At 69.3% G+C, this 26,990-nt stretch carries 25 protein-coding genes; 9 read left to right on the top strand and 16 right to left on the bottom strand.

Annotation, left to right across the window (positions count from 1 at the left end):
- Positions 1-515, bottom strand: a 515-nt coding sequence (locus ITP53_RS36975) for a helix-turn-helix domain-containing protein (protein WP_195900113.1), incomplete at its 3' end; no start/stop codon positions are given.
- Between the two features lie 68 nt (positions 516-583).
- Here ITP53_RS36975 and ITP53_RS36970 point away from each other — a divergent pair.
- Positions 584-1,804, top strand: coding sequence for a LeuA family protein (locus ITP53_RS36970; protein ID WP_195900112.1), 1,221 nt, complete (start codon positions 584-586; stop codon positions 1,802-1,804).
- A gap of 121 nt (positions 1,805-1,925) precedes the next feature.
- Here the strand turns inward: ITP53_RS36970 and ITP53_RS36965 are convergent, their stop codons facing one another.
- Positions 1,926-3,212, bottom strand: a complete 1,287-nt coding sequence (locus ITP53_RS36965) for an MFS transporter (protein WP_195900111.1) — start codon at positions 3,210-3,212, stop codon at positions 1,926-1,928.
- Positions 3,213-3,302: 90 nt separating this feature from the next.
- Between ITP53_RS36965 and ITP53_RS36960 the strand changes: the two genes are divergently transcribed.
- The gene (locus ITP53_RS36960; RefSeq protein WP_207756953.1) at positions 3,303-3,935 is read left to right on the top strand and encodes an HAD family hydrolase; all 633 of its coding nucleotides are present in this window, start codon (positions 3,303-3,305) and stop codon (positions 3,933-3,935) included.
- Here ITP53_RS36960 and ITP53_RS36955 read toward each other — a convergent pair.
- From ITP53_RS36955 to ITP53_RS36940, 3 genes are all read right to left on the bottom strand, one after another.
- Positions 3,919-7,338 (bottom strand): coiled-coil domain-containing protein, encoded by a 3,420-nt coding sequence (locus tag ITP53_RS36955; protein WP_407941373.1) that lies wholly within the window; start codon positions 7,336-7,338, stop codon positions 3,919-3,921. The genes ITP53_RS36960 and ITP53_RS36955 overlap by 17 nt on opposite strands.
- Before the next feature lie 72 nt (positions 7,339-7,410).
- Complete coding sequence (locus tag ITP53_RS58235; RefSeq protein WP_236051552.1) at positions 7,411-8,658, bottom strand: hypothetical protein; 1,248 nt, start codon at positions 8,656-8,658, stop codon at positions 7,411-7,413.
- Positions 8,655-9,854, bottom strand: a complete 1,200-nt coding sequence (locus ITP53_RS36940) for a hypothetical protein (RefSeq protein WP_195900109.1) — start codon at positions 9,852-9,854, stop codon at positions 8,655-8,657. The genes ITP53_RS58235 and ITP53_RS36940 overlap by 4 nt, the downstream gene beginning before the upstream one ends.
- A gap of 250 nt (positions 9,855-10,104) precedes the next feature.
- Here ITP53_RS36940 and ITP53_RS36935 point away from each other — a divergent pair, with 250 nt between their 5' ends.
- Complete coding sequence (locus ITP53_RS36935) at positions 10,105-11,118, top strand: AAA family ATPase (protein WP_236051551.1); 1,014 nt, start codon at positions 10,105-10,107, stop codon at positions 11,116-11,118.
- 190 nt (positions 11,119-11,308) lie between these two features.
- A complete protein-coding gene (locus tag ITP53_RS36930; RefSeq protein ID WP_195900108.1) occupies positions 11,309-12,163 on the top strand; it encodes a Clp protease N-terminal domain-containing protein in 855 nt (284 codons plus the stop codon).
- Positions 12,164-12,348: 185 nt separating this feature from the next.
- Here the strand turns inward: ITP53_RS36930 and ITP53_RS36925 are convergent, their stop codons facing one another.
- The 4 genes from ITP53_RS36925 to ITP53_RS36910 all read right to left on the bottom strand — a co-directional run bounded on the left by ITP53_RS36925 (position 12,349) and on the right by ITP53_RS36910 (position 15,427).
- Positions 12,349-13,251 carry an RpnC/YadD family protein gene (locus ITP53_RS36925; protein ID WP_236051550.1) on the bottom strand — a complete coding sequence of 301 codons (903 nt, stop codon included), beginning with the start codon at positions 13,249-13,251 and terminating at the stop codon, positions 12,349-12,351.
- A 76-nt stretch (positions 13,252-13,327) separates the two neighbouring features.
- Positions 13,328-13,684: an arsenate reductase family protein gene (locus tag ITP53_RS36920; RefSeq protein WP_195900107.1), complete on the bottom strand. Its 357-nt coding sequence runs from the start codon at positions 13,682-13,684 to the stop codon at positions 13,328-13,330.
- Between the two features lie 62 nt (positions 13,685-13,746).
- Positions 13,747-14,781 carry an iron-containing alcohol dehydrogenase family protein gene (locus ITP53_RS36915; protein ID WP_195900115.1) on the bottom strand — a complete coding sequence of 345 codons (1,035 nt, stop codon included), beginning with the start codon at positions 14,779-14,781 and terminating at the stop codon, positions 13,747-13,749.
- A gap of 124 nt (positions 14,782-14,905) precedes the next feature.
- On the bottom strand, positions 14,906-15,427 hold the full coding sequence (locus tag ITP53_RS36910) for an ATP-binding protein (RefSeq protein WP_195900106.1): 522 nt from the start codon (positions 15,425-15,427) through the stop codon (positions 14,906-14,908).
- Between the two features lie 531 nt (positions 15,428-15,958).
- On the opposite strand from ITP53_RS36910, the gene ITP53_RS36905 reads away from it, so the two are divergent.
- Positions 15,959-17,248 (top strand): hypothetical protein, encoded by a 1,290-nt coding sequence (locus tag ITP53_RS36905; RefSeq protein ID WP_195900105.1) that lies wholly within the window; start codon positions 15,959-15,961, stop codon positions 17,246-17,248.
- On the opposite strand, the gene ITP53_RS36900 is transcribed toward ITP53_RS36905, so the two are convergent.
- From ITP53_RS36900 to ITP53_RS36890, 3 genes are read right to left on the bottom strand one after another with little or no spacing between them, the layout of a single operon-like run.
- Complete coding sequence (locus tag ITP53_RS36900; RefSeq protein ID WP_195900104.1) at positions 17,217-17,771, bottom strand: hypothetical protein; 555 nt, start codon at positions 17,769-17,771, stop codon at positions 17,217-17,219. The two genes, ITP53_RS36905 and ITP53_RS36900, sit on opposite strands and share 32 nt — an antisense overlap.
- Entirely contained in the window at positions 17,768-19,837 is a 2,070-nt protein-coding gene (locus ITP53_RS36895) for a hypothetical protein (RefSeq protein WP_195900103.1), read from the bottom strand. The genes ITP53_RS36900 and ITP53_RS36895 overlap by 4 nt, the downstream gene beginning before the upstream one ends.
- On the bottom strand, positions 19,834-20,085 hold the full coding sequence (locus ITP53_RS36890) for a hypothetical protein (RefSeq protein ID WP_195900102.1): 252 nt from the start codon (positions 20,083-20,085) through the stop codon (positions 19,834-19,836). The genes ITP53_RS36895 and ITP53_RS36890 overlap by 4 nt, the downstream gene beginning before the upstream one ends.
- A gap of 225 nt (positions 20,086-20,310) precedes the next feature.
- Here ITP53_RS36890 and ITP53_RS59660 point away from each other — a divergent pair, with 225 nt between their 5' ends.
- The gene (locus ITP53_RS59660; protein ID WP_268961239.1) at positions 20,311-20,439 is read left to right on the top strand and encodes a hypothetical protein; all 129 of its coding nucleotides are present in this window, start codon (positions 20,311-20,313) and stop codon (positions 20,437-20,439) included.
- Positions 20,436-21,608: a methyltransferase domain-containing protein gene (locus tag ITP53_RS36885; RefSeq protein WP_195900101.1), complete on the top strand. Its 1,173-nt coding sequence runs from the start codon at positions 20,436-20,438 to the stop codon at positions 21,606-21,608. The genes ITP53_RS59660 and ITP53_RS36885 overlap by 4 nt, the downstream gene beginning before the upstream one ends.
- On the opposite strand, the gene ITP53_RS36880 is transcribed toward ITP53_RS36885, so the two are convergent.
- The 4 genes from ITP53_RS36880 to ITP53_RS36865 form a co-directional block, all read right to left on the bottom strand.
- Positions 21,571-22,740: an SRPBCC family protein gene (locus tag ITP53_RS36880; RefSeq protein WP_195900100.1), complete on the bottom strand. Its 1,170-nt coding sequence runs from the start codon at positions 22,738-22,740 to the stop codon at positions 21,571-21,573. The two genes, ITP53_RS36885 and ITP53_RS36880, sit on opposite strands and share 38 nt — an antisense overlap.
- Before the next feature lie 86 nt (positions 22,741-22,826).
- Positions 22,827-23,945 (bottom strand): magnesium and cobalt transport protein CorA, encoded by a 1,119-nt coding sequence (locus ITP53_RS36875; protein ID WP_195900099.1) that lies wholly within the window; start codon positions 23,943-23,945, stop codon positions 22,827-22,829.
- A gap of 16 nt (positions 23,946-23,961) precedes the next feature.
- A complete protein-coding gene (locus ITP53_RS36870; protein WP_195900098.1) occupies positions 23,962-24,435 on the bottom strand; it encodes a nuclear transport factor 2 family protein in 474 nt (157 codons plus the stop codon).
- A 7-nt stretch (positions 24,436-24,442) separates the two neighbouring features.
- Positions 24,443-25,327 carry an amidohydrolase family protein gene (locus ITP53_RS36865; RefSeq protein WP_328816954.1) on the bottom strand — a complete coding sequence of 295 codons (885 nt, stop codon included), beginning with the start codon at positions 25,325-25,327 and terminating at the stop codon, positions 24,443-24,445.
- Between the two features lie 34 nt (positions 25,328-25,361).
- On the opposite strand from ITP53_RS36865, the gene ITP53_RS36860 reads away from it, so the two are divergent.
- Positions 25,362-26,060 carry a M50 family metallopeptidase gene (locus ITP53_RS36860; protein WP_195900097.1) on the top strand — a complete coding sequence of 233 codons (699 nt, stop codon included), beginning with the start codon at positions 25,362-25,364 and terminating at the stop codon, positions 26,058-26,060.
- A 49-nt stretch (positions 26,061-26,109) separates the two neighbouring features.
- The coding region (locus ITP53_RS36855) for a serine/threonine-protein kinase (protein WP_195900096.1) at positions 26,110-26,990 on the top strand (881 nt) is incomplete at its 3' end.

Genomic DNA, 26,990 nt, shown 5'->3' with positions numbered 1-26,990 from the left:
CCCTCGTCTGCTCCGGACTTGGAGGCCGGCCTCCCTCCTGCTGCGGATTTGGCGCCCGGTCCGCCCGGCCTCGTGTCTGGCTCGGGCGTCCCGCTGGGCCTCCCACCTGGGCTGGGCCTGGAGTCCGGCCCGCCCGGCCGCCTGGCTGGTCCGGCGTCTGGGACGGCCGGTCGATCGGCTCGGCCGGTGGGGGGTGATGGGCGGGTGGCGGTCCAGAGCCATTCGGCGACCGATTCGAAGTCGGTCGCCCGCGCCAGCTCCAACGCGTCGATCCCCCGGTAGTAGGGCCGGTCGACGCCGAGCGCCGTGACGGCCGACTCGATCACCAGCTCGGGCGGCTGGCTCCGCGGCCGCCCCCGCCGGGCCAGGCGCTCGACCTCCTCGGCGGAGAACAGGCTGCGCCGCCCGTCCTCGGAGTGCCGCCGCCGCAACACCCCCCGGCTCACGTACGCGTACAGCGTGGCCGGTTTCACCCCGAGTCGTTCGGCGGCCGTGGCCGCGTCGATCCAGTCCACCCCACAGCCTCCCAGGTTGACGAAAATCAATATTGATCCATGTTGAACGAACGTGTCAACGTGAGGGCATGCCCAAAGTTCATTTCCTCGATGTGACCAACCGGGACGGCGTGCAGACCGCGCGCACCGGCCTGTCGAAGTTCGGCAAGACCATGGTCAACTTCTATCTGGCCAAGCTCGGCGTGGCGCAGTCCGAGATCGGTTTTCCCTTCCTGTTCCACGAGGTCCCGTACGTCAAGGCGCAGGTGGCGCTCGCCGAGGCCGGGGCGTTCGGCGAGCTGCGGTTGTCCGGCTGGTGCCGGGGCGTTCCGCAGGACGTGGAGAAGGCGGCGCCGCTCGGCCTGAAGCACTACAACCTGTCCATCTCGACCTCCGACTACATGATCCAGAACAAGTTCCGCGGCCGCCTGGACCGGGACGCGATCATCAGGGAGATGACGGCCGCCGTCCGCGTGGCCAAGCAGGCGGACGCGCTGACGGTCGGGGTGAACGCGGAGGACGGCTCGCGCACCGACGACGGGTTCCTGCTGGAGTTCGCGCTGGCGGCCAAGCAGGCGGGCGCCGATCGCGTACGTTACTGCGACACGATCGGCGGCGACACTCCCGACCGGATCCGTGAGCGCTTCGCCAAGCTGGCCTCGGCCACCGCGCTGCCGGTCGAGACCCACTGCCACGACGACCTCGGCATGGCCGTGGCCAACTCGGTCTCAGGAGCGCTCGGCGACCTCGACGCCGGGCAGGACGCGTGGATCAACACCTGCGTGAACGGCATCGGCGAGCGTTCGGGCAACGCCGACCTGCTCTCCACGATCCTGGCGTTCCAGCACGGCTTCGGACTCAACGCGGAGATCGGCGACGGGCTCGATCTGTCGTGGGCCCGCAGGTTCGGGCTGTGGGCGGGTTACGCCTTCGGGCAGCCGCTGCCGTACAACCAGGTGGGGGTGGGGCGGAACGCGTTCGCGCACGAGTCGGGCATCCACGCCGACGGCGCGCTGAAGGACCACGGCAACTACGAGCTGTACGACGAGGCGACGCTGGGCCCGTTCCCCGAGGACTGGCACGCGCGCTCCGGCCGTGTCGTGCTGACCGGCGAGTACGGCGGCAAGGCCGGCTTCAGACACGTCATGGACGGGCTCGGCATCGAGGTACGCGACGAGGACCTGGCCTTCCGCCTGGTCCAGCTCTGCAACGCGATGACCGGCCGGCCGCTCACGGACGACGAGCTGCACCTGGTCGCGACGTACCCGCGGGAGCTGTCACTGCTCTTCCCCGAATACGAAACCGCCTGACCCGGGATCGCGATGGCCTGACCCGGGAACCGCGACCGCCTGATGTGGGGCTGTGACCGCCTTGGCGTGGGGCCGCGCCGGCCCTGACGTGGGAGCGCGGTGCCCACGTCAGGGCCGGGGATCAGAGGGTCTCGTCGCCCGTCTCGGGCAGGGCCAGCAGGCAGAGCAGGCTCAGCACCGCCATCGCGGAGACGTACACGCCGACGGCGAACGCGCCCAGCCCGCCGGCCTGCATGCTCGTCGCCACCAGCGGGGGCACCGCGCCGCCGAGCACCCCGCCGAGGCTGTAGGCGACCGAGGCGCCGCTGTAGCGGTATTCGGTCTTGAACAGCTCCGGCAGGTACGCCCCCATAGGCCCGAAGACCAGCCCCATGAGGCCGAGGGCGCCCGCCAGCGCCACCCCGGTCAGGAACACCGACCTCGTCTCCATCAGCGGGAACATCACCAGCCCCCACGCGATGGCCACGGCGGTGCCGGCGATCAGGGTGCGCCGCCGCCCCAGCCGGTCGGACACCATCGCGGAGCCCATCGTGCCAGCGGCCATGAACAGCACCCCGACCAGGGTCAGCGCGAGCATCGTGGTCCGCGGGATGTTCAGGGTCGTGGTGCCGTAGGACAGGCAGTACGTGGTCGCCGTGTAGAACAGCGTGTACGCGATCGTCATGGCCCCGGCGCCGAGCAGCACGCGCCGCCACTGGTGCCGCATGAGCCCGGCGAACGGCACCCTGGCGATGCGCCGCTGGTCCATGGCGGCCCGGAAGACCGGCGTCTCGGAGATCTTCAGCCGTACGTACAGGCCGACGATCACGAGCAGCAGGCTCGCCACGAACGGCAGCCGCCACCCCCAGCTCCCGAACTCCCCGTCGCTCAGCGTCTCGCCGAGGATGAGGAACAATCCGTTCGCCACGATGAACCCGACCGAGGGGCCGAGCTGCGGGAACATCGCGTACAGGCCGCGCTTGCCGGACGGTGCGTGCTCGGTGGCCAGCAGCGCCGCGCCGCCCCACTCGCCGCCGAGTCCGATGCCCTGCGTGAAGCGCAGGAGCACGAGCAGCACGGGCGCGAGCACGCCGATGGCCGCGTAGCCGGGGAGCAGCCCGATCGCCACCGTGGACAGGCCCATCACCAGCAGCGACACGACCAGCATGGACTTGCGCCCGATCCGGTCACCCCAGTGCCCGAACACGGCCGAGCCGAGCGGTCGCGAGATGAACGCCACGGCGAACGTCGAGAAGGCCGCCAGATTGCCCGCCACCGGATCCATGCCGGGGAAGAACGCGGTGTTGAGCACGAGGGCCGCGGCGGTCCCGTAGATGTAGAAGTCGTAGAACTCGATCGCGGTGCCGATGAGGCTGGCGGCCGCGATCCTGGACCGGCTCGGCGCGACGAGCTGGGGGGAGGTTGTCATACTATGTCTCACTATGCGGACTAGCGTCTTGTGACGCGATACGGTGACGCTACCACCCGCGTTATGTCACATTTTCTGGAGGGAACGGGCTTGGCTGTCGATCTGGTCATCTTCGACTGCGACGGGGTTCTCGTGGACAGTGAGCGCATCTCCGTACGCGTGGGCACGGCCGCGGTGCGGCGTCTGGGCTGGTCGATCGACGAGGAGGAGTACGCCGAGCGGTTCGTGGGCAGCTCGAACGAGTACTGGAGCGAGCAGCTGGGCGAGACGCCACCGGGCTGGCGCGAGCGGCTCAACGCCGAGTACGCCGAGGCGATCAAGGCCGAGTTGTGCGCCGTGGCGGGCATCGAGGCCGCCCTGGACCGGATCGGCCTGCCGAGCTGTGTGGCCTCCAACGGCCGGCACGCCACGATCCGCCGCAGCCTGGAGATCACTGGGCTGGCCTGGCGGTTCGAGGGCCGGGTGTTCAGCGCCGAGGACGTGGCCGAGGGCAAGCCGGCGCCGGACCTGTTCCTGCACGCCGCCGCCACCATGGGCGCCTTGCCTGAGCGGTGCGTGGTGGTGGAGGACAGTCCGGTCGGGGTGACGGCGGCGATCAGCGCCGGCATGCGCTGCCTGGCCTTCGCCGGCGGCCTCACCCCGCCCGCACGGCTCTCCGGCCTGGGCGCCACGGTCTTCCACGACCCTGTCACCCTGCCGGACCTGATCAGCTCGATGCACTGACCCGGCCGCCAGGAAGAGAGCCGTTCGGCGCGCCCGCTTCCTGACGTGCCGCGGCGGGGGCGCCCCGATCGACGTAGGCCGCCAGGGCCCGCACCCGCTCGGCGTGCTGGTCGTGCCCGACGATCACCGGCGGCTCGTTGTACGGCATCGCGTCCGACGACCGCCGCAGCTTGACGTACTGGCCGCAGGCATCGATCGCGTACGGCTCCATGTCGTCCTGCAACGCCCCGATCACCGTGATCCCGTACGTCTCCCCGATCCTCCTGAACAGCGCCACCGCCTCCCTGCGGTGCTCCTTGCCCAGGTTGCGGCCCAGCTCGTCGAGCACCAGGCACAGGTGCCCGCCACCGGACGACGCGATGGCCGCCGCGCACACCAGTTTGACGGCCTTCTCGTCCATCAGCGCAGTGTTGGCCCGCCGGTTGTACGGCACATAACCCTGCCCCTCACCACGCCGCCACTTGGGCGTCACCCGCCACTGCCAGCGCTGCTCGGGATCGGCGGGCGCGGGCGGCACCGGGAACTCCAGCGTCGCGCCGTAACCGCCGTAGGAGGTGTCGAGCTTCTCGAACTCCTCCGCCACCCTGGTCAGCCGCGCCTTGATCGCCGCAGTCAGCGCCGCCCGGTGCACGGCCGTCGACTGCTCCGCCTCCTCCGCGCCCCGCGCCGCCGCGGCCAGGTCGCGCTGCCTGGAGACGACCTGGGCCTCGATCTGGCGGCGCTGGTGGCGTTCGTACTCCTCCTGACCCCGCAGGTAGGACGCCAGCGCCCCGCACACCGCCGCGAACGTCGCCTGCTCCCGCGCCGTGCTCCCGCCCCGCTCGCTCAGCAGGAACCGCAGCTCCTCGGGCAGCTCCGCGTCCTCCTCCGGGAACGTGTCGCGCAACGCCTGGTCGAGGTGCCGCTCGGCGATCCGCCACCACTCCTCGGCGGTGCGCGGCCGCTCCTCCTCCGGCAACGCGTCCAGCCAGGCGCGCGCCGTCTCGGACGTGCCGCCCCAGTCGGCGGCCAGCGCGTCGAGCTTGAGCGCCGCCCGCTCCGCGCCGACCCCGGCTTCCTGCTCGCGCGCCTGCGCGCGTTCGGTCTCGTGGCGCTGCCGCCTGCCCTCCAGCCGCTCGATCTCCATGTCCCTGGTCCTGGCGCGGAAGTCCAGCGCCCCGGTCTGCCGCTCGGCCTCGGCGACCTTCGGCGTCAGCTCCTGGATCGCCGCGGTCAGCTCGCCGAGCCTGGACCGCCGCTCGGCCAGTTTCGCCTCGATCTCGGCCAGCCGCACCCCGGCCCTGGCGCCCTCCAGCCGCCGCTGCGCCTCGGCGACCGCCTCCTCACCATCGTGTACGGCCTGAGCCGCCGTCTCCTGCACGTCCCTGGCCCGGTTGAGCCGCTGCTCGGCCGCCTTGATCCGGGCCTCCCACCCCGTGGCGACCCCGTCGAACGCCCCCACGACGCTCACTCCTGCCGCGCTCACCAGCACGGAACCTGGCAACCCGGCCAGGGCCGCGGCGGCCTCGTCGAGGTGGACGGCGTCCACGATCACCGCGTGCTCGTTGGGCCACCCCCGCAACTCACCCAGCACGCCCCCGCCCGAGCGCGTCTTCCCGTAACGCGCCTTGAGCGCCGCCCCCAGCGCCTCCGCCCCGGCGCCGGCACCGGAGTCCGCATGGACACCGGCACCCGCATCTGCACCGGCACCACCCTCCGCGCCGGCGCCGGCGCTCGTACCGTCGCCGGTTGCGGCCTGTGGAGGTCCGGGGTGGGTGGCGGAGTCGCGGGCCTGTTCCGCCACGTCGAGGGCGTCGAGCAGGCCGGTCGCGCCGATGCCCGCCGCCGTGAGCGCGTTGAGCTGGGCCGCCGCGGGACCGCCTTCGGCATCGTCCAGCGCCGCCTGCGCGGAGGACATCTCCTGGTCGGCCACGCCCAGCGCCTTGAGCGCTTCGTTCAGCCGGAGCCCCACCTCCCGCAGCTCCCGCTCGGCCGCCGGCACGTCCCGCCCGTCGGCGAACCTCCTGGCCTCCTCCAGCGCCGGAATCCGGCCGCGCAGCTCGTCGGCGGAGTTTTCGGCCACGGCGCGGTCGGCGTCGAGCTTGGCCGCCCTGGCCTGCAACGCCGCCAGCTCCTTGCGCGCCTGGGACACCTGCCGGTCGAGCGTGTCCTCCCGCAGCGTCGCGATCTCCGCCTTCACCAGGGCGATCGCCTCGGCCGCCACCTCACCGGCCGCGCGGTGCCGTTGGAGGTCGGCGTCCAGCGCCTCGTCCCTGCCCGCGGCGTCGGCCAGCTTGCGCGCCTGCCGCCCACGCCAGCACCGCGACGCGTCCGCCAGGCGCGCCCTCGCCTGGTCACGCCGGTCGAACGTGGTCAGCAACGCCTTCGACTCCACCTCGAACTCGGCCAGCCGATCGGCCGCCTGCGCCGCGCGTACCCGTCTGGCGTGCTCGTCACGGCGGGCCTCCCGCTCCTGCTCCAGCTCGGCGTCGAGGCCGGTGAGCGCGGCGATGGCCTCGAAGACGCGTTCGGGGGAGATCTCGTTGAGCGGCTGGGAGAGCAGGTTCGTGGCGACCTTGCTGCGTACGGAGGTGGACAGGAACGACACACACCTGACCCGGTCGCCGTAGAGCACCTTGGTCAGATCGCGGGCCACCACGTCGCGCCGGCCGGCCGACTTCGGCAACGACGCCCAGATCTCGTCGGCCCGCGCCACCCGCTCCGCCTCGGACGGGGACGCCGCCAGATGAACGCCCTCCCGCCAGCGGATCTCCAGGTGCGGCGCCTCCTGGTTCACCTTGAGCCACACGGTGAGCGCCCCACCGGAGGTGTCCGGCACCTCGAACAACTCCCCACCCTCCGCCGCCGGCACCAGCTCACCCGAGCCCGCGGTTCCAGCCTCGCCCGAGGCCGCGAGGCGGCGCTCGTCCGAGGCCGCGGGTCCAGGCTCGTCCGAGGCCGTGGGGCCGGGCTCGCCTGAGCTCGCGGGTCCGGGCTCGTACGATGCAGCCGGTTCGGGGACCGCGCCGGTCACGGTCGCGGCCGGCGCGGACGTGAAGTCCTCCATGCCCGGCGTGCCGAAGACGCCGACGATGTAGCCGTGATCGGCGCTCGCCCACTGGCGGGCGCCCGCGCCGCTGGCCAGCTCCGCGTTGAACAGCAGCTCCGACACCGCCTTGGCGCCCGAGGCGAAGCGCCACTGCTCGTCCCCCAGCAGCGCCGTGATCGAGGCGATGAACGACGACTTACCCGCCCCGTTGGAGTCCTTCGGCCCGGCCCCCGCCACGACGATGAGCGTGCCGGGGACCGTCGGCACCGGATGGGTCGAGAGCCGGGAAATGTTGACCGCCTGCACGGCGATCAGCACCCGGTCCCCGACGACGTTCTCCACCTGCGACACCTGTAACCCCCGTAGTCCTTCCATCCGTATGTCGTCCCGCGCGCGGGCACCGCGATCGGCCGGCGCAACCCGCCGGTTCGTCCGGCGGGCGCGCGTTCACGTCGCCGATCTTCGAGCGTGTACGGCCGCCGCCAGCGGCGTGTTCGGACCGGCCGCCAGGATCAGCTCCTCCTGCAACCGCCGCCGCGCCGCGGGAGTGAGCCGGTGGAACTGCGGCCCAGGCACGTAACCGCCCGCCTCTTCACCCGCCTTGACCTGGCTCAACAGGCCCGCGTGCCGCAAGGTCCGCAGCGCCGACTCCAGCTCGCCGATCGGCAGCTGCGTGTGCCTGCGCAGCTCGTCGGCCGGCGTGGGGTGCGGCGACAGCCACGAGTCCGCCGGCAGCAGCCCCTCGGCCCGGGGAATCGCCACCGAATGCACCAGCACCAGCGTCAGCACCGCCCGCTCACTCACCCCCAAGCTCGCGGGAGCACTGCCGCCGGAAGGGAGTGAGGCGGCGCAGGCGTCGTCGTAGCCGGAGGTCCAGCGGTCGCGATGCTGGATCAGCGTACGGCCGCGCCGGGCGAGCATCTCGCTCAGCGTGTGGCGCAGCGCCGGATCACGCAGGGCGGCGAAGCGCAGCTCCTGCACCGGCTCGGCGGCGTGCTCCACCACCATGAACGCCGCCACCACCTCCGCCCGCCGCCGCTCGTCATAACCCCCCAGCAGATCGTCGAACTCCGCCGCCCCGCCTTCGACCCGTCCCCCGAGGAGACGGACTTCCGGTTGTGGGACGGGACGGGCGGCGGCAACGATGTCGGCGTCGGCGACCACGGTGAGCTCCGGGCGCTCCGGCTCGGGCAGGCGGCGGACCAGCTCCCGCAACTGCGCGTGCGACTCGACCGGCCACGTGGCGCACCGCGGCCCCAACTGGACCACGCCGTCGTCCATGACGATCCACGACGAGTCGTGCAGGCGGCGCAGCGCCCCGATCGCCCAGTTGCGCATCAGGTCGTCGGTGCGGCCGATCAACGCCCGGTAGGTGTCGAGCACCAGCTCCACAGGCGCCGGATCACCGGGCCACGGATCCACCGACACATCGGTCCAGCAGCACTTGAGGACGGCGGCCAGCACGCGCCTGGTCTCCCCGGACCGCTCCACGGGAACGGGCGCCACCTGGTATTCGTCCAGCAGCGACGGCGTCACCCCGTCTGGCCACACCGGCAACGCCTCTCCGGTGGAGTCGGGACGCGTCAGACGCACCATCCCGGCGGGCGCCGGCACCCCGCCCCCCAGCCGCGACGGCCCCTCCGCCCGCACCCGCGCGTGCGCCACCGCCTCCGAACGCCCTGGCCCGGTGGTCATCGCGCACGCTCCAGATAGCCGTGGGACAGCCAGGCGGGCTCACGGGCCGGATCGATCGTCAGCTCGTCGGACCACACCAGCCGATAAGGCAGCTCGGACCGCAGGTCAAGGGTGGTCAGGTCGGCGAGGACGCGCCGGGCGGACGGCCAGTCGGAGCCGAGGACGTCCGCGAGGGGGACCCGCGAGGCGTCGCCGAGCAGTGACTCGGCCACCTGCCGCAGGCGCTCCGCCGCGGCGTCGGGGGAGGAGTCGAGCGCGGAGCCCGGACCGGGGTCGGGCAGGTTGGAGCGCGGGGGAGTGGGCTGCGCGGGAGCCGGCCTCGGGGCCTCGTCCACGGCTCGGGCGATGGCGGCCGGGTCATGCCAGGGCGCGGGCGCGTCGAAGACGAACCCGTCGAGCACCGCCGCCAGCCGCTCCCGGGAAGCCGTCTGCGCGAACGTCCGCCACGTCTCCGTGGGCAGCAGCGTCAGGTTGCGCGTGGTGCCCGCCGAATCGGCCAGACGGCCGGCGGCGCGGCGGGAGGCGTCGCTGTAGGCGTAGATCGCCGCCCGCAGGTCCGTGCAGACCCGGTCGAGCTCCGGCCAGCGGGTCAGGATGGTGCCGTGCAGGCTCTGCGCGCGCCGGGCGATCTCCTCGGTGCCCCACAGCTTGGGCGCCTGCTCGCGCAGCTCCTCGATCGTGCCCGTGGTGAGCGTGATCAGCTCCAGCGCCCACAGCCGGAACGCCCGCGCCAGGTTGAGCGCGCTCTGCCTGGCCTCCTCCATCGTCGTGCGCGGGTCGGCGACGTTGAGGTCCTCGAGCGCCAGGAGTCGGTGCATCTCCGACTGCCCGCCGTCGGCCATCATCCGCCGAATGAACATCAGCCCCACGACGCTGGTGAACGAGGCACGGTAACGCAACTGGTTGGGCTTGGGGAACACCTCGCGGATCGCCCCGAGCCCCTTGAGCACCCGCAGCCGGTTGTCGAACTGGTCACCGGGATGGGCCCGGCACGCGAACCGCATCTGATCGTGCGTCAGCCACTCCTCGCCCGCCTCGGCGAACGCCGAGAACAGCGTCTCGGCGATGTCGACCAGGGCCGGGTCGTCGACCACCGCGCCGCTGTCGCGCGCCAGCGCGGCGAACATGCGGCGGTAGGTCGACAGGACCGCCTCATCGGTGAGCACGGCGTCGAAGGTCAGGGGCTGCTCGGACACGGGCTCTAAGGTACGGCTTCCCACCGACACTCTCAGAACTCCGGCACCGACACACCCACGAACAACGTTGCTACCAGCCAGTACGCGCACGCAAGAGATGACTGGGCGCTAGGGTGATGCCCGATATTACGGGGCAAACGCTCTCTGATCGCACATACGGGGTGAGTGACGGGTGCGCATCCGCGGCGTCGCACACAGTGAGAATTGAGCGAATCACCGAGAAAGACTGATACTCAGTGAACGGACTCAGTTGACCCAGTACAACAGCTACCAGGACCAGTTCGAGCAGCCCGCGCAGGCGCACCAGCAGCCCGCGGCGCTGGCGGGCCAGTTCGCCCAGCGCTTCCAACTGCTCGCCGGCAACATCGAGCGGATCATCCGCGGCAAGCACGAGGCCATCGAGCTGGCTCTGATCTGCCTGTTCGCCGAGGGGCACCTGCTCATCGAGGATGTCCCCGGCACCGGCAAGACCACTCTGGCCAGGTCTCTCGCGGCCAGCGTGGACGCGGAGTGGCGGCGCGTCCAGTTCACCCCCGACCTGCTGCCGAGCGACATCACCGGTGTGTCGATCTTCAACCAGGCGCACCAGAAGTTCGAGTTCCACCACGGGCCGGTCTTCGCGAACATCGTGCTCGCCGACGAGATCAACCGCGCCTCCCCGAAGACCCAGGCCGCGCTGCTGGAGGTCATGGAGGAGCGCCAGGTCACGGTGGACGCCGAGCCGCATCCGGTGCCCAGGCCGTTCCTCGTGGTGGCCACCCAGAACCCGGTCGACATGGACGGCACGTACCCGCTGCCCGAGGCGCAGCTCGACCGGTTCCTGATGCAGATCTCCGTCGGCTACCCCGACCACGTCTCCGAGGTGGAGGTGCTCAAGGGCATGCCGACCGGGCCGCAGGTCGAGCGGCTGCCGGTGGTGGCGCGGGCGTCGGACGTGGCCGGGATGATCGACTTCGCGGCACGGATCCACGTGGCGGACCCGGTCTACGACTACATCGTGGCGATGTGCGCGGCCACCCGCGCGAACCCGCACCTGCGGCTCGGTGCGAGTCCCCGGGGCAGCCTGGCGTTGCTGCGCGCGGCCAGGGTCAAGGCCGCCGCCGCCGGCCGGCACTTCGTGGTGCCCGAGGACGTCAAGGCGCTGGCCGTGCCGGTGCTCGCACACCGCCTGATCCTCTCGCCCGAGGCCGAGTTGCGCGAGATCACCGCGGCGGCCGTGCTCGGCGAGGTCCTCGCTGGAATGCCCGTGCCACAGGCGGCGTAGACGCGAGGGTGCCGACTCCGTTGGCTCCCGCTGCCCACGGACACCCGCGATGAGACCCCCGTCGGTCCGTACGCACCCGCCTGCACCGGCCTCCTCACTACGCGTGGCGGTCCCGAGGCCGAGCAACCCTTGACCGACCGTCCCGAGTAACCCCATTGGCTTGTAACCCCAATGGGGTTATGCTGGGGGCATGCCAAAGATCAACGTATATCTGCCGGACGAGCTCGCGGAGGCGGTCAAGGAGGCGGGCGTGCCGGTGTCGGCGGTCTGCCAGCGGGCCCTCGAACAGGCGGTCCGCCGGGTCACCGCCATCAGGGAGACGGTTCTCAGCGAGGTCGACTTCGACGAGCCGACCGGGGCGCTGGCCTATCTGACGGGGAGGGTTCGCACCGTGCTCAAGCTCGCCGCCGAGCAGGCCGGCGCGGAGGGGATCGCAGGTGTCGGCACGGAGCACCTGCTCAGCAGCATGCTGAACGAGGGCGGCAACCTGGCGCTGCACGTACTGCGCGCCATGGAGATCGACCCGGAGCGGGTGAAACGCGACCTCGCCCACCAGTCACCCACCCCCACCGGACCGGACGCCACCACCGGACCGGATGTCGCCGGCGGGCCGGACTCGACCGCTTCACGCTCTGCTGAGGTCGCGGCCGGGTCCGCCGCGCCCAGGCACTTCAGCGGGCCGGCCGCCAACGCGCTGGAGTTCGCGGTCACGGAGGCGATCTCGCTCGGCCACAACTATGTCGGCTGTGAGCATCTGCTGCTGGGCCTGGTCGCCGAGCCCGACGGAACAGCCGGTCAGGTCCTGCGGGGGCTGGGCGCCGAGGCCCGCCTGACCCGGCGCGCCGTCGTGGCGGCCCTGGCCGGCTACGTGCACCTCCGCGCCGAGACCCAGCAGCCCCCCGCCCAGGGCCGGCCCGCCGCCCAGGGCGGGCAGGGTGTGCCCGCCGCCCAGGCGGCGATGCTGGCCGCCGCGATCCGGGCCGAACTGCAGCCGTTCGTCCAGCGCCTGGAGCGCCTGGAAGAGCGCCTCGGCCCCGAGGCCTGAGGCCCTCCCTTGAACGTCGTCATCCGAAGACGCGCGCTCGCCGCACTCACCGTGACCATCGCGACCCTCATCATGGTTGGCCTGGTGCTCGCGACCCTGTAACAAGCCGCGCCTTCGAACTGCCCGCTGCGGCCACCATCGATAAGGATCATGAGAGCTTGCCAGCGGATTTCTCCGGCGTTGCGCTAACGGTTCTGTCCGCCCGCTTCGGTGAAGAGCCCGTCGAGGGTCTGGGCGGTGGCCGCGCGGGTGAGCCAGGTTTCGAGCTGGGCGAGGTCGGTGCAGGAGGTGATCCGGGCGCGTGTGTCGTCCGGGACGTCAAAGCCGCGGGCGGCGAGCACGAGCAACACAGATTGCGCCTCGCCTTCGGCTTTGCCTTTCGCTTCGCCTTCGGCTCTGCCTTCTTTGAGGCCGCGGCCGAAGTGCTCGCGAGCCCACGGGGTGTGGACCGGCCAGTGGGTGGACGTCATGATTTCCTCCATGAGTCGCCGGATTTCCGGGGCGGCCATGCTGTAGGCGTATTCAGTGTACTTCGGAGCGTGTTCGTCGCGGGTGTCGGCCAGCGCCGTGGCGAAGGCCTCGACGACCTTGCGGTCGCGGCCGTGGATCATGATGGACATGGCCGACAGTTCCAGGTGGGCGGCGGCTTCCTGGGGGTCGGTGATGGCCGGGATGTCGTCCGGTCGCAGCACGCAGGCCTGCGGGCGGTAGCCGCTCAGCCCGGTGTCGATCGGCTCGGCGTAGTGGGTGGCGACGCTCCGGGTGGGGCAGATGACCAGGACCGTGACGTTGCAGCCCAGCATCAGCCACACGGCGGCGGCGTAGCGGGCGAGTTGCCGGGGCGGTTTGGACTTGTCGTTCTGGACTTCCACGATGATGGCGTGGGCGGGAGATTGGGGTGGTCCCAGGGCCACGACGACGTCGGCGTCGAAGTCGTCGGAGGTGCGGGTGTTGAAGGTCTTGTCCTCCAGTCGGACCAGCGACGTGGCGGGCAGGTCCACCCCCATGAGGTCACGCAGGATCTCCACCGCCAGTTGAGGACGGTCGGTGATCATCTGGACGAGGGCATCGTGTTGGGGGGATGGCATGACACTCATTGTCACACAACGAGCACGTGAAGTGATGGCAATGCGCGTGTCACCTCGGTTGGTGTTGGTCGCCGCATCAGCCGAGCGCGGAGCGTACCGCCTGCTCTGTACGTCCGATCACCGCTGAGCCGTCGTCGGCCGTGATGATCGGACGCTGGATCAGGATCGGATGCGCGGCCAGCGCGTCGATCCAGCGGTCACGGCTGGCCGGGTCACGCGGCCAGGCGTCCATGCCGAGCTCGGCCGCCGTGGCCTCGCCCGTTCGGGTGATGTCCCACGGCTCCAGACCGAGCCTGACCAGGACGGCGCGGATCTCGTCCGCGGACGGGGGATCGTCCAGGTAGTGGCGGACCGTGTAGCCGGCGGACTCGGCGTCCAGGATCGACAGAGCGGACCGGCACTTCGAACAAGCCGGGTTGATCCAGATTTCCATGGTTTTCCTTATCATGCGCGCTGCCTGGTCGACCGTACGCCGAATCGGCCGGGACCGGTGAGTCAGCCGGGTACGTCTTTGACGTAGTTCTCCACGCGGTCGGCGATCTCCGGCTCGGACAGGGCGAGCCGCTCCAGGATGGTGTACCGGCCAGGGCGGGTCTCCGGCGCGTACGCCACCGCCTTGGCGAAGTCGGCGTTCGACAGGCCGAGATCCTCCGGAGTCCGCGGCAGGCCGTGCCTGTGCAGGCAGGCGGAGATCAGCTCGGCCTGGTCGGCGTTGCCGCGCAGGTGCGTACAGAACAAAGCACCCACCCCCGCCAGCTCACCGTGGCTTGCCGTACCGGGGAAGAGCTGGTTGACGGCGTGCATGATTTCATGATCACCGCCGCTGGCGGGCAGGCTGGAGCCCGCCACCGCCATCGCCATCCCCGACAGGATCAGCGACTCGGCCAGCACGGTGAGGAACTCGTCGGTGCGGGCGTGCCCAGGCTGATGCAGCACCACCAGCGCCGCCGACCTGGCCATCGCCACCGCCAGCCCGTCGATCCGCTCCCCGACGTCGGCGGCGGCCAGCTCCCAGTCGGCCACGGCCGACAGGTCGCTGATCGCGTCCCCGATCCCCGCCGTCGACAGCGACGCCGGCGCGGAGCGTACCCGGTCGAGGTCCACGATGACGGCCACCGGCATCACCACCCCGTACGAGCCCGTGCCCGACTCGTGCCGCAACGTGCTGACCGGCGAGGCGATGCCGTCATGCCCCAGGCTCGTCGTCACCGCCACCATCGGAATGCCCGCCATGTGCGCGGCGAACTTGGTGACGTCGACCGTCTTCCCGCCGCCGATCCCCGCCACCACCTCGAACCGCCCGGCCCGCAACCGCTGCCCCAGCGCGACGGCGGAGTCGAGGCTGCCGTCCGGGACCTTGAGCACCTCCGCCCCCTCGATGCACAGCTCCCCGGTGATGCTCGCCCCCTGAGCGGGCCCGACCGCGATCGCCACCCGGCCCTGCCTGGCGATCTGCAGATCGGCGAGAAGCGGGCCAAGACGGGCGACCGCGCCAGGCCGGACGTCGATGAACATGGGCGCGGCGAGCATCCTGGCCAACAGCGGCATGGTTCTCCTCGAACTGAAACGAGCCGGCTAAAGCCGCGAGGCTAGCAACACTTGATCTTCGCCCGCCACCGGCCCGTGAACGACCCAGGAGCGAGGGATGCTCAATCTATGGGCTGGGACGTGTGTGGATCTTCGCCCACACCTTGTGGCCGAACTCGTCGGTGCCTTCGTAGCCGACCTGGTCGGCGATCGCGGCGACGATGGCCAGCCCCCGGCCGTACTCGGAGTCGGCGGCGTGGGGCGCGCCGAAGCGGGGGACGCCACCCCAGCCGCAGTCGTAGACCGCGATGGTGATCCTGGTGGTCGTGCGGATGATCTCGACGATGAAGGTCCCCTGGGGGCGGCCGCTGGCGGTGTGCTGGACGGCGTTCGCCGCGAGCTCCGCGACGATCTGCTCGGCGTCGTCCTGGCGGTCGGAGTCGATCAGGAGGAAGCGGATGAAGTGGCGGGCGTGGGGGATTTGATGGAAGGCTCCGGCGAAGGTACGCCGCCAGGTCAGTCCGCCGGGGTTCAGGTCGATCATCGCGTCCACGTGTTCGCACAGGACCGGCCCGTCGATTGGATCCTCGCGTTGCCGGGGAATGAGCAGGTGAGCCGGTACGTCCGCCGGTTTGGTGATGCTGGGCATGAGGTCCCTCCATGGACACGCAATGGGTTCGGCTCGTCACCAACAAGGTGCCCTGTTGGGCGCGCCAGGTGGATCTCCATCGCATCCCCAGCGATCACTCTCGCGACATAGACGCTGACCTGCGCGAATCTGTCGGTGTCCAGGGTCGGCGTCCCGCCGCGGCCTGATTAATCTCCCTTTCGATCGTGCGGAAAGTAATCGTTACTTTACAATCAGTACACGATATCGGCGTGGAGGGGGTGCAGGATGTCCGGCGAGGGATACCGGGTGCTGCTTCAGGCTCGCTCTTGGAGCCAGCATCTTCGGGGGAAGGGCTTTACGTGGGAGCAGATCGCCGAGGTCCTCGGGCTCGCTCATCCGGTGAGTCCGTTGCGGCTGTATCGGCTGGCGCACGGCCGCATCGCGGCTGACGTGGTCGCCATGCTCAACGACGCCGACCCGGCGGGGACGGCCGCGATGCGCGAGTCGCGGCTGTACGAGTTCGAGCTATGGCCGGAGGCGGGCCGCCGCCCGCCCGCACATCTGCTCCCGGTGCTGGCCAAGATCTACCAGACCGCCGCCAGGAGCCTGGTCTCCGATGAGGTCGCCGGCTCCTACAGTGCCGCCGATCGGGTGCTGATCTGTGACGCCGATTTTCGTGATCTTGACAGCAACCGGCCTCCTGTCACCATGAAGGTGAGCGCAGGAGTCAAACCCGCTGATCTGTCGCTCTTGGACGCCTCAGCGTGCGTGCGGTTGCTCCATGCCATCGGCGTTGAGGAGGCCGACATGAAACGACGAGAACTGCTCTTCGAACTGGCCCTGGTGCTCGGCGGGACACGGGCGCTCGACCTGCTGCGCACCCTCACATCGGAGGAAGAGGAGCGCCTGGCCGGAGTGCTGCGCAGCACGTGGCGGGTGGATGAGACGGTGGTGCGCACGTTCGAGAAGCTGACGATGCACGCGCGGCAGGCCGACGACAAGAGCGGGCCTGCGGCGCTGGTTCCCGTGGTGAACGGGCATCGGTCGGCGGTCAGGCGGCTTCTGGCTCGCGAGTCGATGTCGGCGAGCCTGCACGATCGGCTGCTCGCCACGTATGCGTCGTTGTCCCAGTTCGCGGGGTTCCTTGCTTACGACCTGTGCGACTACGCGGCGGCCGAACAGCCGCTGAACGACGGGCTGCGGGCGGCACACGATCTCGGCGACCCGATGTTGATCGGCTACCTGCATTACTGGCTGGGCAGGGTGGCTATTGATCAGCGCCGGGCATCAGCCGTTTCTGACCACACTCACGCCGCCCAGGTCTGGGTCGCCAGGTCTCCGAGCAAGCTGATGAAGTCCATACATGACTCGATGCTCTCGGTGGCCTACGCCCTCGATGGCGATGTCGCGGCCAGCGCCCGAACACATGACAGTGCGGTCGCGTTGGCAGGATCGAGGAAGGACAACGAACCAGCGTTCCTGTACTGGGTCTCGCCCTCGTCGGTGGAGACCAGGAGAGCCTCGTTGATGGTCTGGCTGAATCAACCTCAACCGGCCATGGTGGCGGCTGAGCGGTGTCTGGCCGGGATCGGCCCACAGCCCAGGAAGAGGCTTCGTGGAGGGGCACTTGCCCGATACGCATGTGCCTTGGCGATGGCCAAGGAAGTCCCCGAGGCGGCAGCCAAGCTCACGGAGGCTGCCGACCTCACCAGGCAGCACAGCTCGGCTCGGCTCACCGATGAGATCAGCCAGGCGCGAGCCCGGCTGGAGCCCTGGGCGGACACGTCTTACGTGCGTCAGCTCGACGACACTTTGCGATCTTGCCGCCTCACTTGGGCTGGTCAAGCAAGAGAGGCTTGAGCTGACGGAAGAATTCTGTCGCGTCCGCCAGAGAGTCCCGGCCTGGCGCATGCTCAATGATGTTGATGGTGAGGAGGCGCTTGTAGTCAGGCGTCCATCCGTAAACGAAGGCGATGGTCTCGTCCTGGGCATTCTTCCGCCGCGCTACGAATCCCGGCCCCAAGTCGCTGGGGAGGTTATTCCCCTTGGTGGTCACCTTGGTGTGCTCTAGGTCTTCTGCGTCGTTCGGGGATGGGTCGAAGACTTCGATCAATAGCCCTGCCTTGCTTTCTTGGTCAGATTCCTCATGCACGGAGCACGACGCGAAGCGTTGGCCCATATCCATCTTGGTGCCGAAAGCCGTGTAGTCGTTGAGACCGGTGGCGAGCTTGATAGCGTTTGCGGAGATCAGGTCGCACTCCCTTGGAGCGGCGGTTACATTACCCAGCGGCCGGTTGTCCGGTGATGGAACGGGTGGAGACGAGCATGCCGCTGCCAAGGCGAGAACGGCAAGGACTGCGAGCGTCGATGGTTGGTTTCTCATGAGCCATGCCCGGAATAGAATTTTTCGGCGTCCCTGAAGCCAATGGCGATGCTGTCGTCCGGTCGGCCGAAGACGCGGCCGACCTCATTCAGCTTCAGCCACTCCTCATAGTCTTCGATCTGGTCGGCGTTCATCTCGGCCCTCGGGATGATTTCCCCGTCTGACATGAAGTAGCCGTCCGAGCCTGGTGAGAAGTCCTTGTGGTGGTGTGGGTGCGTCTTGGCGGGAACGGATTCGTCTCCGAAAAGACCGTGGCGCATCATCGTGGCCGCCGTGAGGTCGGCGAACATTTGCTTGGCCGCCTCCAATGCGTTGTCCGCGTCTTGGCGAGCGCGGTCCTCGTGGCTGGACTTGATCTGTCCGAAGATCTTCTCCTTAGCCTGGTCGACCATGAACCCGACGAACTTTCCCTGCGGTCCTGGTGCCAGTCCGACGACTTGCTGGGTCATTTCCTTGAAGGCGGCGAAGCGTGCGTCGTCCGACTTCGCCTTTTCGATGTCAGAGATGTTGGCGGCATCGGTGATCATCCAGGTCGTCAGGCTGAGGCCGCGCGCCGCCCGGGCGAATTCGGCGCCTCCGCTGCGGCTCATGCGCTCTTCGAGTATGTCCTGCCGCATGGTGTCAAGCTGTTGCTTTGTCGCCTCCGGGTGCGCTTTTCGCCATGCCGTGAAGTCGGCGTCGACCTCCTTCACGATCTTGCCCGCCAGTTCGTCCAGCATCTTGGCGGAATACAGTCCGTGCCCGGCGGCCATGGTCTTGAACGCATCCTCGTCCTCGAACGCCCACGTCATGACCTTCCTGATCTCTTTCCCGTCGAGCTTCGCGCCATAGGGCTCCAGACCCTGCAGGTTCTTGTCCGGGTCCGCGGCCGTCACCACGCCTGGCGCTCTCCCGGTGAAAGATTGTGTGTCACGGTGTATGTCGCCGATGTATTGAGCCGAGATCGTGCCGAAGTGGGTGCGAGTGTTGGGCAGGTTTTTCTGGACCTTGGGGTCGCTCCAGAAATGGACCGCCCATGAGGCTATCAAGGCGGACTTGTAACCGCGCGAATTACCCCCCGGCGGCTGGTCGTGGTCGCGGAATTCGGTGCTGGCCGACTGGATGGCCCAGCCGAGCTCCTTGTCCGCGTCGCTGTCCCAGTGGTGCTGCCGCATCAGGTATGCCAGGGGCCTGCGCTGGGGGTCGGTGAAGAAGTCCTGGGCCACGGCCGGATGGTGGGCCAGCGCGACCAGGGCCGTGCCCATGGGGCTGAGGTCGCCCGGTGAGATGTCCCTGGGGCCGGGCATCGCCCAGGCGTCTCGTGGCAGGGATGGGTCCGGAGGATGCGCGACGTCTTTGTCGTAGAGCTTCCGGACCACAGAGAGCAGGAACGTGTGGTCGAACTCGCCGTCCTGCAGCAGCCTTTTCACCGCGAACGCGTCCTGCGGACTCTCGATGCCGTCGACCAGTTGATCGGCGTAGTCGTCGGGCAGCTTCATCCGGCCCACTCCGCGCGAGGCCGTGCCCAGGATCTTGCTGAGCATGGTGGCGAGCCTGTCCTGCGTCCGTACGTCGCGTTGGGCCGGGCGGCTCGACTGGGGGAGGCCCGCGCCGTACATCCTGTTGATCAGGGCTTTGAGCTCGCGGGGTGGTATTTCCTTGGCGAAGGCCACGGCGAAGTACGGATCATTCTTGTGCCGCTCGATTTCGGCGACCATTTTCGCGTCGAGTGAGTGACTCTTGATCTGTTCCCGGAGCTTGGTGGCCATTGCTTTGGCCGTTGCGGCGCCCTCGGCGGGCGACTTCGACAGCCAGTCGGATTCGTTGGCCCAGAGAATGCCGCCCTTGCCGGATTTGCGGTCCGGTTCGGCGAGAATCAGGTCAAGGCGGCCCTGGAGCACCGGAATCTGGTCGCTCATCTGCCGGCCGATGGCATGGACCTGTGTCGGGCCCCACAACTGGATGTTCAGTGCGGTCAGGGCTCGTTCCACCTGGAGGCCGACGTCCGGAAGCGTGCTGCTGACCCGCTTCATGCCGTTGATCAGTTGTGTCATCAGCGTGGGATTGATGCCGACCTGCGGGCTCATCGGGTGGCCGCCCCCTTGGCCGGGTCGGACGGTTGGAGGGAGTCCAGCAGTGAGAGGGCTCGGGTGAACAGGTCCTTGAAGCCCTTGTCCCAGGCGCGCAGATCGGCGGCGAGCTTGTCACCGGCCTGGCCCTTGAGCGCGCCGTCGTCGACCAGGCGGACAAGCGCGATCACGTCGTTGGCGTGTTGATCGCGCAGTTGCTCGATGTGCCGCCTGGCGGCGTCGATCTGTTCCTGCGTCGCCATCATCACTGATCTCGCTGATCTCCGGGGGACGCTGGCCGAACGCATGGTAACCGCGGGCCTGAAGGCGTTGAAGCAGAATGCGGTGAACCCAGCGAAATGGCTATGGAACAGGATTTTCTAGTCTAGGAACACTATGGGGTTATGCTGGGGTTATTTCCAAAGGTATAACTGAGGCGTAGCTTGATGACCGCGGCAAGAAGTCGCACCAGACGATGGGGAGGTCTCGACGTGGGAAAGCACGAAGGCGAAAAGAAGAAGGACAAGCCTTTCAAACCGGAACCGATTACGCCTGAGCAAGGAGACAAAGACCCAAGCGGCGGCAAGCATGGCGGTGGTAGCGGCGGTGACAAGAAATGACAACCCCGGACGTCGGACAGCGAATCGAGCGGATGATCAATGAAATTCCGCCGGCCCGGCAACGCACCGACTACGTCCTGGATGCGATGCGGGCAGTGCCACGCCATCTCTTCGTCCCCGCACACGCGCTCGGGGTGCTTGGCGCCGCCGAGGTCGAGCAGATAATCGACCGCGATGCCGACCCGGAAGCGTGGTGGGAGGCCGTTTACAGCACCTCGGTAATCGTCACCCAAGTCAGCGACGGGACAGAGGACATCACGCTGGGCGCGAAGAACTTCACCTCCTCGGCCTCCTCGCCCAGCACAGTCGCCGACCTGCTGGGCTGGCTGGACCATGAGCCGGGACAGCGGGTGCTGGAGATCGGCACGGGGACCGGCTGGACCGCCGCGTTGCTCTGCCACCTCGTCGGCGAGCAGGGGAGCGTGACGTCTATCGAGATAGACAGCGCGGTCGCCGAGCGGGCGGCCAAGAGCCTGGCCACGGCCGGCGCCCAGCCGCACCTCATCACCGGTGACGGGGCGGCCGGCTGCGCGGAGCGGGCGCCGTACGACCGGGTGCACGTCACCTGCGGCATCCACACCGTGCCCCAGGCCTGGATCGAGCAGACCAGGCCGGGCGGCGTGATCGTGCTGCCGTACTGCCCAGGGCTCGGGAACGGACACCTGCTGCGGCTCACCGTGCTGCCCGACGGCGTCGCCTACGGCCGGTTCCCCGGCTTCGCGGCGTACATGATGATGCGCTCTCAGCGCCCGCCCGACACCGTCCCGGACGACGGCAACGGCCAGGATCTCACCACCAGGATCGATCCGCGGGCGATCGCCTACGCTCCTCCCGGCGCGTTGCTCGCGATGGCCGCTCTTACGGGCCTGCAGGTCACGTTCAAGGAGGAGGGGGAGCAACTCTTTCTGTGGGTGGTGGACCAGGAGGATCCTCGTACGTGGACGCTGGCGACCTACGCACCCGGTCAGGTGGAGTACGAGGTGTACCAACTCGGCGACCGTCCCCTGTGGGACGTGGTCACCGACGCCTACTTCCGGTGGGTGAGCTGGGGGGAGCCGGACCGCGACAGGTTCGGTATGACGGTCATCCCCGGGGACCAGTGGATCTGGCTGGACAACCCGGGGAACACGGTCATACCGGTTGTCGTTCGCGCTCCACGTGCGACTTGAGCCGCATCAGGTCCTGCTGGAGTTTGCGCAGCGGGTTCGCGCCGAGGAGGGTCGCGACGGCGTGGCCCGCGGCGCCCGCCACGGGATTGTAGGTGAGGTGGACCTGGACGCGGGTGCCGCCGTTCGCCTCGTTCAGGCGCAGCGCCCCGGTGTGGGCGATGAGCTGGCCTTCCGTGGACTTCCAGGCGATCTCCCTGCCCTCCTCGCGCTTGGTCTCCTCCGCGTCGAACCGGATCGGCACCCCGGCAGGGCCGGTGATCGACCAGTGGGACAGCCTGCCGTCGGCTGAACGGCGCACCTCCCGTACGTCCGGCATGAACCGCGCGAAGCCGGAGTAGTCGCTCACCAGCTCCCAGATGCGCTCCACGGGCGCGTCGACCTCGATGGCCGCGGTGACGTCGACCGCCTGCCTGCCCGCGTTGATGCCGGTCAGGCGGCGCAGCGGGAGGTTCGTGGCCGCGCGGGCGGCCAGCACCGCGCCACCACCCCGCACCACCCAGGAGATCGGCCGGGGCAGGCCGTGGGCCATCGCCCAGATGCAGGCGGCCGCCGTGCCGGCGAGGAACCTGGCGGTCGGCGACCACTGCTGTTGCAGCAGTTCGGGCACGGGTTCGCGGCGACGGCCCGCGCCCTGCAGCCCCGGGACACCCTCGGCGTCCTGGTGCGGGGTCCAGTGAGCGTGTACGCGCTTGACCCCGGGGATGCGCTGCACCGCCCGGCGTGCCTGGCGTTCCTCGGCGGCGAGTACGTCGCCGTCGAGCGTCACCCTGCGATCCTGGACGTGGACCTCGACGGAGTGCGGGTGGCTGACATAGGAGCCCAGCTCCGCGCGTACGCGCTCGTGCAGGACCCGGTCGTCGGCGGCTCTGCCCATGAAGCGGTAGCGCACGGCGGCGGCCGACCCGCGACCGCGGTTGCTCATGTCGCGGCTCAGCACGCCGAGGCCGTCCCGTACCTCGTGCGTCGCGTGTGTGGTCCTGTCACGGAGCCGGGCCCGGCGCGCCCGCCCGCTCACGGGATCGAACAGGTACGCGACCGCGGCCCCGGCACAGACACCCGCCCCAGCCGTGACCACGGCTCGTGAGACAGGTGATCGCCGCTGTTCGATGACCAGTTCAGGAAAGGCATTCATGTCGGTCAACCCCCAGCTCGTCCTCCGGCTTCAGGGCGGCTACCCGGCTGTCCCTGCCACTAACGGCCGTTCGGCTCGATGCGGTGTCAGAGCCAGTCCCTGCGTTTGAACACCGTGTAGAGGATCAGGCAGACGGCCGCCATCAGCACGACGGCGAACGGGTAGCCGAACACCCAGTGCGTCTCAGGCATGAAGTCGAAGTTCATCCCGTAGATGGTCCCGACCAGGGTGGGGGCGAAGAGGATGGCGGCCCACGCGGAGATCTTCTTGACCTCTTCGCCCTGCCGGATGCTCACCTCCGTCATCCGCGCCATCTCCGCGTTCTGCGCCTGCGTGACCAGCGTCGAGTTGACGACCAGGATGTTCTGCAACATCTGACGGAAGGACGAGATCCGTTCGGTCACCGTGATCGCGTGGTCGGCCACGTCACGCAGGTAGCTCTGCAGTTCGTCGTTCAGCCCGTATTTGGGCGCCCCGGCGATGAAGCCGTGGATCATGCCCACCAGCGGCGCCGTGGCCCGCTGGAACTCGATGACCTCGCCGGACAGCTCGTAGACGCGCCGCGAGACCGACGGGTCGCCGCCGAACACCTGGACCTCGATCTCCTCGATGTCCTTCTGCAACCCGGCCACCACGGGCGCGTAGCCGTCGGCCACGGCGTCGAGGATCGCGTACAGGACGGCCTGCGGCCCCTGCCGGAGCAGGTCGGGGTCGGACTCCATGCGCCTGCGCACGCCCTGCAGGTCGGGGGCCTCCGCGTGACGTACGGTGATCACGAAGTTGGGCCCGACGAAGACGTGCAACTCCCCGAACGCGACCTCCTCCGCCTCGTCCAGGTAACGCGCGGCCCGCAGCACCACGAACAGCGTGTCACCGTAGCGGTCGGCCTTCGGCCGCTGGGAGCCGACGATGGCGTCCTCCAGCGCCAGTTCGTGCAGCTCGAACTCCTCGCCGAGCTTGACCAGCTCCCACTCCTTCGGCCGGTAGAGGCCGATCCAGGCCATGCTGTCCGGCATCTGCTTGAGGCGTTCGAAGGCGTCGGCGAGCGAGCCGGGGTTGTCGACCCGCTCGCCGTTCCGGTAGATCGCGTTGTCGATGACGCTCGGCCGGTAGGGCGGCTCCTCCATGGCGCGCGGGTCCATCGAGTGCTCGGGCGCCTCCTCGCGTACGTCACCGCCGCGCCTGAACCCCTTGACCCTGGCCATGCCTCCTCCAATGTGGTTACGCCGGCCCCAGCTCCTCTAGCTGCCGGCTCGCGCGGTCCCTGATGGTCTTGCGCCACATCGGCGTCCACCCGAGCAGCAGCCCGTGCGGCCGGCCGAGCGCCATCTTCGACCAGCGCTTGAAGTCGAACTCGTCGTGGTGGCGGACGATCAGGTCGTCCTCGAACCTGAACAACGCGTCGACCTCGTTGACGACTTCCCGCCCCGTGCTCGCGAACGTGTAGCGGGTCGTCCAGTGGGCCGTCCCGGCGAAGTCGTCGGCCGTCACGTCGCGGTAGGACGTCTTGAACCCGTCGCGTACGCCGAGCTGCAGCCGCCACATCCGCATCACCCTGTCGCGTCCCTCCACCTCCTGGAAGATGGGGTCGCCATAGCTCACCTCGGGGTGGTAGCACCGCTCCATGGCGGCCAGATCCGCCTGCCCCAGGGCGTCGTAGAAAGCGCTGATGAGCGCCACGTGCCGATCGTTCACCCTTCTATCAGATCATGGCCGCACCGTTGTCCCAGCACACGGCCCGCAACCACGCCTCGCCCAGGTCGAGCCTCGCCAGCGCCTCGAGTTGGTGCGCGTAGGGGTACGGGATGGTCGGGAAGTCGCTGCCGAGCACCACCTTCCCCGCCAGGCCCAGATCAAGCAGCGCGGGGCGCAGCCGCTCGGGGAACGGCATTCCGCGCTCGGCGAAGTCCGTGAACGCCATCGTCGTGTCCAGCGCGACCCGGTCGTAGCTGGCGGCCAGCTCGAAGAACGCGTCGTACTCCGGCATCCCCAGATGCGCGATCACCACCCGCAGCGCCGGGTGCTCGCGCAGCACCTCGCTGATCGGCTCGGCCCCGACGTAGCCGCCTGGCACGGGGATCGAGCTGGCGTGCACCACCACCGGCACCCCGGCGTCCGCCAGCAGCCCCCAGACCTCCGCCAGCTCCGGCGCCCGCGGGTCGAACCCGCCGACCTGCAGATGCACCTTGAAGATCCGGACGCCCTCCGACAGCGCCCGCCGCACGTAGTCCACGACACCAGACTCGGGGTAGAAGGTCGCCGACGGGATGCACTCAGGTGTACGCCGGGCGAACTCCATCGTCCAGGCGTTCAGATCAGCCGCCATATCCGGCTTGTGCGCATAAGCAAGGGCGGGAAACCTTCGTACGCCCAGCGCCCGCAACCGCGCCACCCGCTCCTCGGCCGGCCATTCGTACTCGATCTTCCACCCGTCGCCCATCAGCGGGCCGCCGTGACGGAAGTGGTGCCAGACCCGCCGCTCCATCCGCTCGGGCAGGAAGTGCACGTGCAGGTCGATCAGCCCAGGCAAGCCCAGGCGCCGCCACCATTCCGGTACTCCCGCGTCAGAATGTCGTTCTGTTGCCACGGCGATGACTTTACCCGGATAGGGTTTCTCCTCGATGGACAAGCTCTGGGCCCACCTGATCAAGGTTCAGCCTGACCCCGACGCCTGGGTCGTCGTGGTCTCCGCGCTGGCCGCACTCGTGATCGTCGGATTCCGCATGCCCTGGCAGGTGTCCAGGGGCCTGATCACGATCGCCCACGAGGGCGGCCACGCGGTGATGGCGCTGGTCACCCGGCGCAAGCTCGAAGGCATCCGGCTCCACTCCGACACCTCGGGCGTGACCCTGACCAGGGGCCGGCCCACCGGCCCCGGCATGGTGCTGACCGCGCTCGCCGGCTACCTCGCCCCGCCGCTGCTCGGGCTCGGCGCCGCGTGGCTCACTCAGCACGGCCGCATCAGCCTGTTGATCTCCGCTGTGCTGCTGTTACTGGTCTGCATGCTGCTGCTGATCCGCAACCTGTACGGCGCCCTGATCCTCCTGGCCACCGGCGGTGCCGTGTTCGCCCTGATCATGTACGCGCCCAGCGAGGTCCAGCAGGTCGTGGCCCTGGTCGCGGTGTGGTTCCTGCTGTTCGGCGGGATCCGGCCGATCATCGAGCTGCAGCGCAAGCGGCTCAGACGGCAGGCCAGAGACTCTGACGCGGACCAGTTGGCCAGGCTGACGTTCCTGCCCGGCGGCTTCTACGTGTTCTTCTTCCTGCTGGTGTCGGTGGCCTCCGCCGGCTTCGCCGCGTACCTCATGAACCCGCTCTAAACCCGAAAGTCGCACTAAACTCACCTGCAACAAGGGGGGAGTCAGTGCCGTGCTGTCAGCCGAGGACGCGCCCGGCTACCGGATACTCGATCAGGCGGGCCAAGGCGGCTTCGCCGTCGTGTACCGCGCTTACCAGGAGAGCCTCGACCGGGTCGTGGCGCTGAAGGTCCTGTCCGTCGACCGGGTCGACCAGCGTACGCTGCGCAGGTTCCAGCGCGAACTGCAGCTCACCGGACGGCTCACCGGCCACCCCAACGTCGTGACCGTCTTCGACACCGGCGTCACCCGGTCCGGCAAGCCGTACATCGCGATGGACTTCTTCGAGAACGGCTCACTCCGCGACAAGATCCGCAAGCAGGGGCCGCTGGGGGTGCCCGACGTGCTGCGGGCGGGGGTCAAGCTGGCGGGGGCGCTGGCCGCCGTACACGAGGCAGGGGTTCTGCACGGCGACATCAAGCCGCAGAACATCCTCATCTCCCGGTACGGCGAGCTCGCGGTCGCCGACTTCGGCGTGGCCAGAGTCGTGGACGCGGCGGAGATCTCGCTCACCTCGCAGGCGTTCACCCCGCTGCACGCCGCCCCCGAGGTGCTCACCGGGCAACCGCACTCCTCCTCCACCGACATCTACTCCCTCGGCTCGACCCTCTACCACCTGCTCGCCGGCCGGCCCGCCTTCCACAATCCCGCCGACCCGTCGATCGCGCCGCTGATGTACCGGGTGCTCAGCATCGAACCGCCGCCCATCGACCGCGCCGACGTGCCTGCGGTGGTGTCCGACACGATCCTGCGCGCCATGTCCAAGAACCCCGAGCTCCGGTACGCGTCCGCGCGCGACTTCGCCCGGCGGCTGCAGGCGGTGCAGGCCGATCTGGGCCTGTCAGTCACGGACCTGCTGGGCCAGGACTCCGCCCCAGGACCGACCATCTCCCC

The organism is Nonomuraea cypriaca, from assembly GCF_015645445.1.
GTDB classification, from domain to species: Bacteria; Actinomycetota; Actinomycetes; order Streptosporangiales; family Streptosporangiaceae; genus Nonomuraea; species Nonomuraea cypriaca.
This window is presented reverse-complemented; position numbering and strand designations above follow the sequence as displayed.